Below are 14319 nucleotides of genomic sequence, written 5' to 3'. Positions count from 1 at the left end.
TCATCCGTGATATTTCGACATAATGATGGAGGCGTTGGTGCCCCCGAACCCGAAGCTGTTGGTCAGGATGCTGTCGAGCGCGGTTTCCCGTGTCTCGGTCACGATCTCCTCGGGGCGGATTTCGGGATCGAGCTCGGTGACGTTGATCGACGGCGCGATAAAGCCGTCGCGCATCATCAGCAGGCAGTAGATCGCTTCGTGCACGCCGGTCGCGCCGAGCGAATGCCCAGTCATCGATTTGGTCGAGGAGATCGGCGGGTGATCTTCGCCGAACACGTTGCGAATGCCCTTCACCTCGGTCACGTCGCCCGCGGGGGTCGAGGTGCCGTGCGCATTGATATAATCGACCGTGCGATCGCCGTTGGTGGACAGCGCCAGCTTCATCGAGCGTTCGCCGCCCTCACCCGACGGCGCGACCATATCGGCCCCGTCGGAGGTGGCGCCATAGCCCGTAACTTCGCCATAGATCTTGGCGCCGCGGGCCAGCGCGTGCTCCAGTTCTTCGAGCACGACGACACCGCCACCGCCCGCGATGACGAAGCCGTCCCGCGTGGCGTCGAACGGGCGCGAGGCCAGTTCGGGCGTGTCGTTATATTTCGAGCTCATGGCGTTCATCGCGTCAAACAGGCACGACAGGGTCCAATCGACCTCCTCGCCGCCGCCCGCGAACACGATGTCCTGCTTGCCCAGCTGGATCTGTTCGGTGCCGCTGCCGATGCAATGCAGCGACGTGGAGCAGGCGGAGGTGATCGAGTAGTTGATCCCCTTGATCTTGAACGGCGTGGCCAGACAGGCGGAGTTGGTCGAGCTCATGCAACGGGTGACCATAAACGGGCCCATCCGCTTGGGGCTGCCCTTTTCGCGCACCGTGTCGAAGGCGGTGAGGAAGTTCGAGGTCGACGGACCGCCGGAGCCCATGATGAGGCCCGAGCGTTCGTTGGAGACGTCGCTGTCCTCCAGCCCCGCATCGGCGATGGCCTGTTCCATCGCGATGTAGTTATAGGCAGCCCCGGGCCCCATGAAGCGCAATTGACGCTTGTCGATATGGGCGGCCAGATCGATATCGGGCATGCCGTGGACCTGACTGCGGAAGCCATGTTCCGCATAGATCTCGGAGCGGGTGATGCCGGATTTCCCGGCCTTCAGGCTCTGGGCGACTTCTTCGATGGTGTTGCCGATCGAGGAGACGATCCCCAACCCGGTAATGACGACGCGGCGCATGGATGACGTCCTTTCGCGGCTGTCTCGGTGAGAATGTCCGGGTCGCGGCGCGACCGGGGATCGGTCGGCGCCGCGGCCGGGCGCGGGCGGCTCAGCTGAACAGCCCGACCTTCATGTCTTTCGTGGTGTAGATTTCCGCGCCATCGGCGAACATCCGGCCATCGGCGATGCCCATCTTGAGCTTGCGATCGATGACGCGGGTGAAATCCACGTGATAGGTGACGGTTTTGATGTCAGGGGTGACCATGCCGGTAAACTTGACCTCGCCCACGCCCAGAGCGCGACCGCGCCCCTGCATGCCGCGCCAGCCAAGGTTGAACCCGGTCAACTGCCACAGCGCGTCCAGACCCAGACAGCCCGGCATGACCGGATCGCCGGGGAAGTGGCAGGCAAAGAACCACAGGTCGGGGCTGATGTCGAATTCGGCGATGACATGGCCTTTGCCGTGCAGACCGCCATCGGCCGAAATCTCGGTCACGCGGTCCATCATCAGCATCGGCGGTTCAGGCAGCTGCGGGTTGCCGGCGCCGAAAAGCTCGCCCCGCGCGCATTGCAGCAGCCCTTCCTTGTCGAAGCTCGTCGGAAAATCCGTCATCCGGGACCTGTCCCCTTAGTTCATCTGTGTTGCTCGTTCTGCTCCCTCTAGCACCCCGCTCCGGCCCGGCGCAATAGGACGGGGGCCGGGGGCGGGACGCCAAAGCGGGCGCGAAGGCGGCACGGCAGCGACCGGGCCGCAGCCGGTCGTGCGGGGGCAGGGCGCCTATCATGCACGGATTGCCGCAATTTTGGGCATGCCCGCCAGACCGCCCGCAAAGGCCGGTGCCGATACGCTGTCACATGGGTGTCATAGCGATGCCCTACCAGCCCCCGCAGGTCAGCTGCGACCTGTTTTCATTTGAAACCACCCGATTGTCTGCATATATCTCAACCTATGGACGCACCAATGGATAGCATGACGCGCGACGCGCAGGGCAAGGGGTCTGACTGGCTGGCCTCGGCGAACCTGCGCCCGACCCGGCAGCGGCTGGCTTTGGCCGCGCTGTTGGTGGGCGATGGCCATAACCGGCACGTCACCGCCGAAAGCCTGTTCGACGCCAGCCGCACGGCAGGTGAGAAAGTGTCCCTTGCGACCGTTTACAACACCTTGCGCGCCTTTTGTGACGCGGGGCTGATGCGCGAGATCACGGTCGATGGCTCGAAAAGCTATTTCGACACCAATATGGACGACCATCCGCATTTCTATTGGGAAGACACCGGCAGCCTGACCGATGCGCCCGCCGATCAGTTGGAAATCCGCCGTGTGCCGACCGCCCCCGACGGGGCCGAGATCGCCAAGGTCGATGTCGTGATCCGGCTGCGCCGCAGCTGACGACGCGTCCTGAGGGCCGCGCCTGATCGCGGTCCGGCGGATCGGCGTGTTCTGTTTTACCCGCTGTTAACTGTGGCGCGCCATGATCGGCGCATGACCTCTGATGCATCCTCGCCCCTGACCGGCCATGTCCTGTTTACCGTTCGGCTCGCGCCGCGCGCCCGTGTGGACCTGTCAGACCATGTCGCCGCACTGCGGGTGTGCCTGCGCCGGGTGATGGCGCGGCATCCGTTTCAGATCGACAGCGGCGTAGTTTTGCCGGACCGGATGCACATGATCTGGCGGCTTCCCCCCAATGCGGACGCGCAGCTGCGCTGGCGATTGGTGAAAAGCGGCCTGTCGCGCCATCTGCGCCGGACCTGCCCCGATGCGGTGCCTGCCCGCGCGGCGGGCGCGCGGGATCTGGGGCTGTGGCTGCCGGGTCAGGGCGCGCGGCAGGTGCGCCGGCAGGCGGATCTGGATATTTGCCGTCAGGTGATCTGGGCCAGCCCCGTTGTTGCGGGGCTTGTGCGGCGGACGACAGATTGGCCGCATAGCTCGGTCCATCGCCACGCCGACCGCAGCGCGCGCGCCGGGGTCACGCCACCGCGCCGCTTGCCGTTGGATCTGCCCCAAACCTTTGCGCCGGAGGCCTCCGTCGCCGCGCCCGCTATGGATTGCCACCCGTGACCCTTGGCGCGACCGCCGCGTCTGTGGGCTGCCGCCTGCGCGATCAGGCTGAAATCGCGGGCTGACGGGTTAAAACCACTGCCCCGGCTCCATCAGCCCCAGATCGAGAAGCTGCTGGCTGTTCCATTCGAAGCGCACGGAATTGTGCCACCAGAACGTCTCCACCGCAAAGGTGCTGCCGGGGTTGGTCTTGAGCGCCTTGGCCGTGCGGAACGAACAAATCGCGGCGGTCAGGTTGTGGTGCCACGGGCAGGCATAGGTGTTGCATTCCTCGTCGCTGAGCGTGTGATTGCCGCGCAGGGTCAGCCCGCGGGCGGCGCGGAACAGACCGATGCGGTCGATCTTGCGCCGGGCTTTGGGCACATGTTCCTCGAACCGCCAGCGCAGCCCGCCATAGAAATCAAGTTGCCGTTCGCGCGGCGCGCCGTCCTGTTCGGGATCGGGCCGGGCCAGCGCGTAGTAGCCCGCGCGGTCCAGATAGGCCTCCTCCGGCGCGACGGCATTGGGGTGGCGCGACAGATCGCCCGCGTAGAGATCGACGACATAGGTCAGCATCGCAGAGCGCCGTTCTTCTGCGTGGAAGGCCAGCATTTCGCCCACATCGCGGGTCTGACAGAACGGGAAAAACAGGTATTCGGCGTTGTAGCAGTAGTAAATCCACGCGCCCTCGGGTGCGGCGGCGATCACCGGGTTCACGGCGCGCAGCAGCCCCTGCGCGTGCAGGGTGTCATGATCGACCCGGTGCAGCACGGCCTGCGTCGCGGACGGCAGCGCGTCCAGATCCGGCAGCGCCAGTTCCGTCGAGGCGAACAGCACGATGCTGCGAAACCCCAGCCGATGGTGATGGGCGACGGTGCCCGCGACCTCTACCGCGTCTTCGGCCATGATGAGCGCGACGGGCGCACGCGCCAGCACAGCCTGCCCCCCGGCCAGAAACGCCCCGACGCTGTCGTGATGGGCGTAGCTGACGCCTGTCGCGGGCGGTGCATCTGCGGTGGCATCGGAAGAAGCGGCGGGGGAGGGTGTCGTCATCTGGGGCAACGGCCTGCTCAGCGGGAAGGGCGGGCCTCCGGGGCGCTTTGCGGGGCGCACCGGCGGCGGCGTTGGTGCAGGCTAGGCGGGGCGCGCAGGCTCCGCAACCCGCGCAGGCCATCGGGGCGCGCATCCGCCGCCCGACGTTGCGCCACCTCCCGTGCCATCCCCCCGCGCTCCCCCGCTCCCCCCGTGCCACGCCGGTGCCATGCCCGCGCCCGTCCCGCGGGGTTGTTGCGGGCAGGGGGCGGTATGCTGTATGGCGCGGGGAACCTCTCTCCCGCCATCCGCCCGATATCCGATCAGGAAAGGTCACGCCCATGGCCAAAGACGCCGCCCCCCAGACTGTCGCCCCCGCATCCGCATCTGCATCCGCCGCCACGTCCGAGGCCGGTGCCGCGCCGCGCAAGCTGTTCATCAAGACCTATGGGTGCCAGATGAATGTCTATGACAGCGAGCGCATGGCCGAGGCGCTGGGCGGGCAGGGCTATGAGCAGACCGACACGCCGGATGATGCCGACATGATCCTGCTCAACACCTGCCATATCCGGGAAAAGGCCGCCGAGAAGGTCTATTCCGAATTGGGCCGGTTCAAACAGTTGAAGGCCGACAAACCGGATCTGCGCATCGGCGTCGCGGGCTGTGTCGCACAGGCGGAGGGCGCGGAGATCATGCGCCGTCAGCCGATGGTCGATCTGGTCGTGGGGCCGCAGACCTATCACCGTTTACCGGATCTGATGGCGCAGGTGGATGCGGGGCGCAAAGCGCTCGACACCGATTTCCCCGAAGAGGACAAGTTCGAACATCTGCCCAAGCGCCCGCTGCCCAAGCGCCAGCCGACGGCGTTTCTGACCGTGCAGGAAGGCTGCGACAAGTTCTGTGCCTTCTGCGTGGTGCCCTATACCCGCGGGGCGGAGGTGTCGCGCCCGGTGGACCGCATCCTGCGCGAGGCGGAGGATCTGGTGGCGCGCGGGGTGCGCGAGATCACCCTGCTGGGCCAGAACGTCAACGCCTATCACGGCGCGGCGGAGGGCGGCGACTGGGGGCTGGCGCGGCTGATCCGGCGGCTGGCTGAGATCGAGGGGCTGGAGCGGATCCGCTTCACCACCTCGCATCCCAACGACATGGAAGACGACCTGATCGCGGCCCACGGCGATTGCGACAAGTTGATGCCCTATCTGCATCTGCCGGTGCAGTCAGGCTCTGACGCGATCCTGAAACGGATGAACCGGAAACATACGGCTGCGCAATATATCGCGCTGATCGACCGTATTCGCGCCGCGCGGCCCGATCTGCTGCTGTCGGGCGATTTCATTGTGGGCTTCCCCGGCGAGACCGAGGAAGATTTCCAAGCGACGCTCGATCTGGTGCGCCGGGTGAATTACGGGCAGGCCTATAGCTTCAAGTATTCCGCGCGGCCCGGCACCCCGGCAGCGGAGCGGGAGCCGGTGCCCGCCGAGGTGGCCGATGACCGGCTACAGCGGTTGCAGGCGCTTCTGGGCGAGCAGCAGCGCGCGGCACAGGAGGGCATGGTCGGGCGCGAGGTGAAGGTGCTGCTTGAAAAGCCGGGCCGCCTGCCGGGGCAGATGGTCGGCAAATCCGATTATCTCCATGCGGTGCATGTGGAAACCGATCTGCCGGTGGGGTCTTTGGTCACGGTGCGCATCACCGCCAGCGGGCCGAATTCCCTGAAGGGCGAGATGCGCCCCGCGCAGTGATCGGGGTAGGATCGGACAGGATCGGGCAGGGCGGTTTCGCGCGGTCCGAACGCGCGCCCCGGCGCCGGTTGCGGCATGGGGCGTGATGCACGTTCCAGGCGAGCTGTCCGCATTGTGGCAACAATATGGCGTGCAGGGAAACGATACTGTGTCCCATTTTGCCCCAGTTGCTGAAATATCTACAATATATTGCGGAAATTGACTTCACAGCCTGTTGATTCTTGCGCAAACTCGGACAGATGATGCACGAGCGCAGGCGGGGGCTATGGCGGTCGTGCGGGTTCCTTGCCCAGACGCCGACAGCGGCGCCGTTTCGGGGGCCCCGACTGACCAATTCAGATGTGAGGACGGAGTTGTGATGAGGTTGATTTCCAAGGCGCTGCGCGGAGGCGTGACTGCGGCTGCCGTGCTCGGGCTTACCGGTGCGCTGGTGGCGGGAAGCGCGGCGCAGGCGCAAAACACCGTGCGCGGCGAACGCTACGCTCCGACGATCTGGGTCGATCCCGATGGCTGCGAACATTGGGTCATGGATGACGGTTGGGAAGGCTATATGAGCCCCCATGTCACCCGCGACGGGCGCCCGGTCTGCCGCCGTGGCAATGTCTGCGCCGTGATGGAGGGCGATCAGCTGTTCGCCACCGATCAGGCCACGATTTCGGCCAACGGCCGCGCGCGGTTGCAGCAGTTCTTCCGCCAGACTTCGGCACGGGGTTTCGTGATCTCGGGTCACACCGACAGCCGCGCCACCGATGCCTATAACATGCGGCTCAGCCAGCGCCGCGCCAATGCGGTCGCGCAGGTTGCGCGGTCGGTCGGCGCCCCGGTCGTCGGCGTGCAGTATTACGGCGAACGGGTGCCGCGCGCGTCCAACGCCACCCCCGCCGGACGCCAGCAGAACCGCCGCGTCGAAATCACCTGCGTGAATTGAGGGAGAGCCAGCAGATGACCATCATCAGGACCATCGCGATCCTCGCTCTTGGCTTTACCGTCGCCGCCTGCGACGCGCCCAAGCAGAACAAGACCGTGGATAACGGGATCGACACCAAGGATCTGAGCCGGTTGAAGGCCGGGATCTGGGTTGACCCGAACGGCTGCGAGCACTGGATCATCGACGACGGCGCAGAGGGCTACCTGTCCCAGCGGCTTCAGCCCAACGGCAAGCCGGTCTGCGGCTACGCGCCGGGTTCGGGCGGTGTGGCCATCGGCGCCTATAAGAAGGGCTCCGCGATCTCGGACCCGATCTGACGCGATTTCAGCACCAGACATCGAAACGCCCGCCTGTAAATGGCGGGCGTTTTGCGTTTGGAGTAGGCGTGAGTGCGGGGGAGGCGTGAGGGGCATCGCCCCGTGGCTGATGGACAACGGGAGCCTGCCCGTGGGATGGCGCTGCTCCGGTGGGGCGGGTGTGCTTGATGGTAGCCACATCCCTCCCCGCTCCGAGGTTAGCGTGAGGTGGCAAAGCGCCAGCCCGGTGGGACGGGCAGGCGCTCGCTCTCGCGCCCTGCGGGCTTGTTCGAGAGCGGGTGCGCTGGGATCGAAGGTCGTGAGACGCCGGGAAACCGGGCGCGACGGGAGCCAGCCCGTGGGGTGGCGCTCAGTCGGGTGAGCGGTGTGCTTGATTGTAGCCACATCCCTCCCCGCTCCGAGGTCAGCGTGAGGTGGCAAAGCGCCAGCCCGCCGGGACGGGCAGGCGCTCGCCCGCGCGCTTCGCTTGTTCGCGGGCGGGGGCGCTGATCGTTGAGGTGGTCGGTGCAAGGCGTGGGCCTGGGATGGGTCACGCTAGCCCCCACGCGACTGCGCTTGTTCGCAGAGGGGGCGTAAGGGCAGGGCGCACCCGACGCACTCCGCCTGCGTGGCAGGCAGGATGGGCGGTTTTCACCGCTGTCATGCAAATTTCGTCCGAAGGTGCTTGCCTTGTGCCCCCTGCGACCCCACCATCTAGATATGGACCAGATTTGAGAAGTGGAGCCGTTTTTGGGAATCAGCGCCCTGACCCCGCCGCCCTCTCCCGAGGATATCCTCGAGACTTCCCTGGAATTTCCGGACAACCGGCTGCTGATAGAGCTGTGCGGCGAGTTTGACCGCAACCTCGCCCTGATCGAGCAGCGCGTTGGCGTGCAGATCATCCGGCGCGGCAATCACCTTGCCCTGATCGGTGCCGCCGCCCCGCGGGAGGAGGCCGCCGCCGTGCTGCGCGAGCTTTACTCCAAGCTGGAGGCAGGCCGCTCGATCGAGACGGGCGATGTGGATGGCGCGCTGCGGCTGGGCCATGCCGAGCGCACGGCGGAGGGCACCGCCCCGGCCCGCCCCGACCAGTTGGAAATGTTCCACGGCGGCCGGGTCGAGGTGAAGACCCGCAAAAAGATCGTCGAGCCGCGCACCGACGCGCAGAAGGCCTATGTGCGGGCTCTGTTCGAACATGAGCTGGCCTTTGGTATCGGCCCCGCCGGCACCGGCAAGACCTATCTCGCCGTGGCGGTCGCGGTGAACATGTTCCTTGCGGGCCATGTCGACCGGATCATCCTGTCGCGTCCGGCGGTGGAGGCGGGCGAGCGGCTTGGCTTCCTGCCCGGCGACATGAAGGACAAGGTCGATCCCTACATGCAGCCGCTTTACGACGCGCTGAACGATTTCCTGCCCGCCAAACAGGTCGCGAAGCTGATCGAGGAAAAGCGGATCGAGATCGCGCCCTTGGCCTTCATGCGGGGGCGGACGCTGGCCAATGCCTTTGTCGTGTTGGATGAGGCGCAGAACGCCACCACCATGCAGATGAAGATGTTCCTGACCCGGTTGGGCGAGGGCTCGCGCATGGTCATTACCGGCGACCGCAGTCAGATCGACCTGCCGCGCGGGGTGCAATCGGGGCTGCGGGAGGCCGAAAGCCTGCTGGCGTCGATCGATAACATCTCGTTCAACTACTTCACCTCGAAGGACGTGGTGCGGCATCCGCTTGTCGCGCGGATCATCGAAGCGTATGAGGCCGCCGAAGCCTGACCCCGGTTGCGGGGCGGCACCAGCAGGGCGGATCGGACGGGGCGGACCCGTCCGGGCGCATGGGATACGATGACCGAAACCGTGGATTGCCTGATTGAGGCCGAGGGCTGGCAGGATGTGGACCTGCCCGCGCTGGCCGAACGTGCGGTGGCCGCGACGCTGGCGCATCTGGCGCTCGATGCGGACTGCGAAGTGTCGCTCATCGGCTGCGATGATGCGCGGATCGCCGCCCTGAACGCCGAATTTCGCGGCAAACCTACGCCGACCAACGTGCTGAGTTGGCCCGCCGAGGAACGCGCCGCCGACAGCCCCGGCGGGGTGCCCGATCTGCCCGAGCCGGACCTGCCGGGCATGCCGATCGAGCTGGGCGATATCGCGATTGCACTGGAAACCTGCATGCGGGAGGCCGCCGAGGCGGGCCGCCCGCTCAGCGACCATGTGACCCATCTGATTATTCATGCCTGCCTGCATTTGCTGGGCTATGACCATGAAACTGACCCCGATGCCGCGTTGATGGAAGGAATCGAGGTCGAAATACTTGGCAAATTGGGTCTGCCGGACCCATATTGAACCCGCGGGCACAAGGCGCGCGTTATTCGGAAAGGTGAAATGGGCGACGATATAGACGGGTCTTCTAGCGCGGCGCATGGCGCGCAGGATCCCGATACCGCGGAACGCAAAGGTCTGTTCAACAGGCTGTTCGACGCGTTCAACCCCGCGGACGAGGAGACAGAGGCCGGCGAGGATGATCATCCTCCGGCCCGCAAATTCACCCAGGGCAATGCGCTCTCTTCGGTTTTGCCGGGGCTTGGAAATCTGCGCCGGATGCGTGTCGAGGATGTCGCAATCCCGAAAGTCGAGATCGAAGCGGTCCCGGTCGACATCAGCCGCGAGGATCTGGTGGGCGTGTTCCGAGACAGCGGCCTGACCCGGCTGCCTGTCTTCGATGGCACGCTGGATACGCCCGTGGGCATGATCCATCTGAAGGATTTCGCGCTGCGCCACGGCTTTAACGGCCATTCCCCCGATTTTTCGGTGCGCCCGATGCTGAGACCGCTGCTTTATGCGCCGCCGTCGATGCCAATCGGCGTGCTGCTGCAAAAGATGCAGACCGAGCGGATGCATATGGCGCTGGTCATCGACGAGTATGGCGGTGTGGACGGTCTGGTCACCATCGAGGATCTGATCGAACAGGTCATCGGCGAGATCGAGGACGAACACGATGTCGCCGAAGATGCGCTGTGGGTGCAGGAAAAGCCCGGCTGCTATCTGGCGCTGGCCCGCACGCCGCTGGACGAGTTCGAGGCCGAAATCGGTGTGAGCCTTGCCGATGCCGAAGATCAGGAGGAGATCGACACGCTGGGCGGGCTGGTCTTTATGCTGACCGGGCGCATCCCGACGCGCGGCGAGGTCGTGCCTCATGAAAGCGGTGCGCAGATCGAGGTGGTCGATGCCGATCCCCGGCGGATCAAGCGGCTGCGCGTGCGGCTGCCCAGTGCGGCGGTGACGGCATGAGACGCATCGCCGGGCGCGCCAGCCTGAATGCGTCCTCCCGGCGCGGCGCCCTGCCGCGCGGGGCGTCCCTGTTGGCGCGAGGCCGCGCGCAGGCATGACCGAAACGTCCGACGCCACGCTGCCGCGCCGATCCCTGCGCGACCGGATCACCCGTGTCTGGGCCGGGCGCTGGAGCGGTTCGGCCTTCGCCGGGATATTGGGTCTGGGCATGGCGACGGGGCAGGCGCCGGTCAGTTGGCCTTGGCTGGCGCTGCCCGCATTGGCTGTGGCGTTGCTGCTGATCTCCGCCGATCCCGATCCGCGGCGCGCCACATGGCGGGGCTGGTGGCTTGGCACCGGCTATTTTGCGGGCGCGCTGTTCTGGATTGTCGAGCCGTTCCTGATCGATGCCGCGCGCCACGGATTCATGGCGCCCTTTGCGCTGGCGTTTCTGTCGGGGGGGCTGGCCTTGCTATGGTCGCTGGCCTTTGCGCTTGCGGCGCGAGCGGGGAGCCCGGCGCGGCGCGCGGCATGGGCCGTGCTGCTGCTGACATTGATCGAAATGTCGCGCGAATGGCTGATGACCGGGTTCCCTTGGGCCTTGCTGGGCTACATCTGGACCGACAGTCCGCAGCTGCAGCTGGCCTCGCTTCTGGGGCCGCATGCGCTGACCTTCGTGACGCTGATCGCGGCGGCGCTGCCAGCCATGCTGGGCCTGCGACGCGGTGTGGTCGCCGGGCTGCTGGTGGCGCTGGTGCCGGGGCTGTGGGGGATGGTGCGTTTGGCGCAGCCGGTGCTGCCCGCCGCCGATGCGCCCATCGTGCGCCTGATCCAGCCCAATGTGGCGCAGAGCCTTAAATGGGACAGCGAATTGATGTCGGTGTTCTTTGAGCGGCAGCTGGACATGACCGCCGCCGCACCCCCGCCGGGGCAGCCGGTGCCCGATCTGGTGGTCTGGCCCGAAACCGCCGTGGCCTATCGCATGACACCGGGCGAAGGCGCGATGGCTGCGGTGACCCGTGCAGCGGGCGGCACGCCCGTGGCGCTGGGGTTGCTGCGCTGGTGGGGGGATGACGCGCTCAACAGTCTTGCCGTGATAGACGGGCAGGGGCAGTTCGACACGATCTACGATAAACACCATCTGGTGCCCTTCGGCGAATACCTGCCGTTCCAAAGTCTGGCCGATCGGCTGGGCATCACCGCGATGACCGGCATCTCGGGCTTTGCCCGTGGTCCGGGGCCGCAGCTGATCGACATGGGCGGGCGGCTGGGCACCGCGCTGCCGCTGATCTGCTACGAGGCGATTTTCCCGCATGATCTGCGCGATGCGCCGGGGCGGGCGGACTGGATTTTGCAGGTCACCAACGACGCGTGGTTCGGGCGCATTTCCGGGCCGTGGCAGCATCTGGCGCAGGCCCGCGTGCGCGCGGTGGAACAGGGGCTTCCGTTTCTGCGGGCCGCCAATACTGGCGTGTCGGCGGTGATCGACGCGCATGGCAATGTGCTGTCGCGGCTGGAGCTGAACCAGCAGGGGCTGCTGGATGCGCCGCTGCCGCCCGCGCTGCCGCCCACGGTCTTTGTGCGCTGGGGCAACTGGCCGCTGCTGGCGCTTTGCGCGATCTGGCTTCTGGGCTGCGTCGTGGCCGGACGGCGTGGCGCACGACGGTATGCAAACGACCGTTGACCATGCCGCGGGGGCGGCATAGGTCAGTCATATCCCACCGTCACAACGGCTTCCTGGCGTGGCGGGTCGATCCAACGGAGCAATATTCCATGACACGACAGAACTACGTCTTTACCTCCGAATCCGTTTCGGAGGGCCACCCGGACAAGGTCTGCGACCGCATTTCCGATGCTATCCTCGACGCCTTTCTGGAGGCCGAGCCGAACGCCCGCGTCGCCTGCGAGACCTTTGCCACCACAGATCGCGTCGTGATCGGCGGCGAAGTGGGCCTGTCGGACAAGGACAAGCTCCGCGATTATATGGGCCGGATCGAAGACATCGCCCGCAACTGCATCCGTGACATTGGCTACGAGCAGGAGAAGTTCCACTGGCAGACCTGCCAGATCGACAACCTGCTGCACGAGCAATCCGCGCATATCGCCCAAGGTGTCGACCGCGACGGCGCGGGCGATCAGGGCATCATGTTCGGCTATGCCTGCGATGAGACCGACGCGCTGATGCCCGCGCCGATCCTCTATGCCCATGCGATCCTGAAGCGGCTGGCCGAGGCGCGCAAATCCGGCGAAGCGCCCGATCTGCGCCCCGATGCCAAGAGCCAGGTCACCCTGCGCTATGAAAATGGCCGCCCGGTGGAGGTCACCTCGGTCGTGCTGTCGACGCAGCATGCGGATGCTTCCCAGTCGAGCGAGGATATCAAGGCCATCGTCGCGCCCTATATCCGCGACACGCTGCCCGATGGCTGGATTTCGAACAACACCGAATGGTGGGTCAACCCGACCGGCACCTTTGTCATCGGCGGGCCTGATGGGGACGCGGGCCTGACCGGGCGCAAGATCATCGTCGACACCTATGGCGGCGCGGCCCCGCATGGTGGTGGCGCGTTCTCGGGCAAAGACCCGACCAAGGTCGACCGCTCCGCCGCCTATGCCGCGCGCTATCTGGCGAAGAACGTGGTCGCGTCGGGCATGGCCGGCAAATGCTCGATCCAGCTGTCCTACGCGATTGGCGTGGCAAAGCCGCTGTCGATCTACGCCGACACCTATGGCACCGGCGAAGTCTCCGAAGAGCAGATCGAGAAGGCCATCGCGCAGGTCATGGACCTGACCCCGCGCGGCATCCGCGAGCATCTGAGCCTGAACCGCCCGATCTACGAGCGCACGGCGGCCTATGGCCATTTCGGCCGCGCGCCCGAGGCCGATGGCGGTTTCAGCTGGGAACGCACCGACCTGATCGACGCGCTGAAGAAAGCGGTCTGAGACAGCGCCCCGGGCGGCCCCGTCTGGCGGCGGCCCGGGGCAAGCGCTTGCCCTTCGGGCGGGTGCACGGGGTTCAGAGGCTCCGGGCCGCTGCCACCCTAGGTGCAACGAAAGCCTGCCCGGGGGATGGCGCTGATACGGCTGAACGGCGTGCTTTATCACTACCAAACCCCTCCCCGATCCGAGGTTAGCGTGGGGTGGCAAAGCGCCAGCCCGAGGGACGGGCAGGCGCTCGCTCTCGCGGCCTTCGGCCTTGTTCGAGAGCGGGGGTGCTGAGTTCGGAGGTTGCGGGCTGCTAACACTCTGGCTCCTTCACCCGATCTAAAAGCTCAGCCGCGACCTGCCGTCTCAGCCAGCCTCCGCCAGCAGCGCTTCGAGATCCAGCGCCCGGTTCGTCATCGCCAGACTGCCATCCGGGTCGCGCGGCCAGTCGGCCTCCGCGCGGTCGCGGTAAAGCTCCACCCCGTTGCCATCGGGGTCGCGCAGATAGACCGCTTCGCTCACGCCGTGATCCGCCGCGCCGTCGAGCGCGAACCCCGCCGCCAGAACCCGCGCCAGCACGGCGCCAAGCGAAGCCCGGTCTGGATAAAGGAACGCAGTGTGATAGAGGCCCGTATGCCCCGGCGGGGGTGGGGTGGCGCCCGCGCTGTCCCATGTGTTGAGCCCGATGTGATGATGATAGCCGCCGGCGCTCAGGAACGCGGCCTGCGCCCCGTAGCGCTGTGTCACCTCAAAGCCGAGCACATCGCGATAAAAGCGCAGCGCCCGGTCCAGATCCGCGACCTTCAGGTGAACATGGCCGATACGCGTGGCGGGCGGGGCAAGGTGGGACATGAGGGAAACTCCGCTATGGCTGTCGTCAGGAGCCAGATATCGGCGGCG

General features: G+C 66.3%; 14 protein-coding genes and 1 riboswitch. Of the genes, 10 read left to right on the top strand and 4 right to left on the bottom strand.

The window, feature by feature from the left end; genetic code table 11:
* Nucleotides 1-1221, bottom strand: coding sequence for a beta-ketoacyl-ACP synthase I (fabB, locus tag CBW24_RS12620; RefSeq protein ID WP_088663593.1), 1221 nt, complete (start codon nucleotides 1219-1221; stop codon nucleotides 1-3).
* Between the two features lie 91 nt (nucleotides 1222-1312).
* On the bottom strand, nucleotides 1313-1816 hold the full coding sequence (gene fabA / locus CBW24_RS12615; RefSeq protein ID WP_088663594.1) for a bifunctional 3-hydroxydecanoyl-ACP dehydratase/trans-2-decenoyl-ACP isomerase: 504 nt from the start codon (nucleotides 1814-1816) through the stop codon (nucleotides 1313-1315).
* A gap of 348 nt (nucleotides 1817-2164) precedes the next feature.
* On the opposite strand from fabA, the gene irr reads away from it, so the two are divergent.
* Nucleotides 2165-2590: a Fur family transcriptional regulator Irr gene (irr, locus tag CBW24_RS12610; protein ID WP_269779745.1), complete on the top strand. Its 426-nt coding sequence runs from the start codon at nucleotides 2165-2167 to the stop codon at nucleotides 2588-2590.
* Nucleotides 2591-2683: 93 nt separating this feature from the next.
* A complete protein-coding gene (locus CBW24_RS12605) occupies nucleotides 2684-3259 on the top strand; it encodes an REP-associated tyrosine transposase (protein ID WP_097373798.1) in 576 nt (191 codons plus the stop codon).
* 69 nt (nucleotides 3260-3328) lie between these two features.
* Here CBW24_RS12605 and CBW24_RS12600 read toward each other — a convergent pair whose 3' ends face one another.
* Nucleotides 3329-4291 carry a glycosyltransferase family protein gene (locus CBW24_RS12600; protein WP_232529775.1) on the bottom strand — a complete coding sequence of 321 codons (963 nt, stop codon included), beginning with the start codon at nucleotides 4289-4291 and terminating at the stop codon, nucleotides 3329-3331.
* Between the two features lie 320 nt (nucleotides 4292-4611).
* Here CBW24_RS12600 and miaB point away from each other — a divergent pair, with 320 nt between their 5' ends.
* From miaB to metK, 8 genes are all read left to right on the top strand, one after another.
* Nucleotides 4612-6009: a tRNA (N6-isopentenyl adenosine(37)-C2)-methylthiotransferase MiaB gene (gene miaB, locus CBW24_RS12595; protein ID WP_097373797.1), complete on the top strand. Its 1398-nt coding sequence runs from the start codon at nucleotides 4612-4614 to the stop codon at nucleotides 6007-6009.
* Between the two features lie 358 nt (nucleotides 6010-6367).
* Nucleotides 6368-6937, top strand: a complete 570-nt coding sequence (locus CBW24_RS12590) for an OmpA family protein (RefSeq protein ID WP_088663597.1) — start codon at nucleotides 6368-6370, stop codon at nucleotides 6935-6937.
* Between the two features lie 14 nt (nucleotides 6938-6951).
* Nucleotides 6952-7254: a hypothetical protein gene (locus tag CBW24_RS12585; RefSeq protein WP_097373796.1), complete on the top strand. Its 303-nt coding sequence runs from the start codon at nucleotides 6952-6954 to the stop codon at nucleotides 7252-7254.
* A gap of 729 nt (nucleotides 7255-7983) precedes the next feature.
* Nucleotides 7984-9003, top strand: a complete 1020-nt coding sequence (locus CBW24_RS12580; protein ID WP_088663694.1) for a PhoH family protein — start codon at nucleotides 7984-7986, stop codon at nucleotides 9001-9003.
* Between the two features lie 69 nt (nucleotides 9004-9072).
* Entirely contained in the window at nucleotides 9073-9573 is a 501-nt protein-coding gene (gene ybeY / locus CBW24_RS12575; protein WP_097373795.1) for an rRNA maturation RNase YbeY, read from the top strand.
* Nucleotides 9574-9612: 39 nt separating this feature from the next.
* On the top strand, nucleotides 9613-10518 hold the full coding sequence (locus tag CBW24_RS12570) for a hemolysin family protein (protein ID WP_088663600.1): 906 nt from the start codon (nucleotides 9613-9615) through the stop codon (nucleotides 10516-10518).
* 94 nt (nucleotides 10519-10612) lie between these two features.
* On the top strand, nucleotides 10613-12181 hold the full coding sequence (gene lnt / locus CBW24_RS12565; protein WP_097373794.1) for an apolipoprotein N-acyltransferase: 1569 nt from the start codon (nucleotides 10613-10615) through the stop codon (nucleotides 12179-12181).
* Between the two features lie 34 nt (nucleotides 12182-12215).
* Nucleotides 12216-12263, top strand: a riboswitch (SAM-SAH riboswitch).
* 7 nt (nucleotides 12264-12270) lie between these two features.
* Nucleotides 12271-13437, top strand: a complete 1167-nt coding sequence (metK, locus tag CBW24_RS12560) for a methionine adenosyltransferase (protein ID WP_088663602.1) — start codon at nucleotides 12271-12273, stop codon at nucleotides 13435-13437.
* A 348-nt stretch (nucleotides 13438-13785) separates the two neighbouring features.
* Here metK and CBW24_RS12555 read toward each other — a convergent pair whose 3' ends face one another.
* Entirely contained in the window at nucleotides 13786-14271 is a 486-nt protein-coding gene (locus tag CBW24_RS12555) for a VOC family protein (protein ID WP_097373793.1), read from the bottom strand.
* Nucleotides 14272-14319: the final 48 nt, after the last annotated feature.

It is taken from the genome of Pacificitalea manganoxidans (assembly GCF_002504165.1).
GTDB lineage: Bacteria > Pseudomonadota > Alphaproteobacteria > Rhodobacterales > Rhodobacteraceae > Pacificitalea > Pacificitalea manganoxidans.
This window is presented reverse-complemented; position numbering and strand designations above follow the sequence as displayed.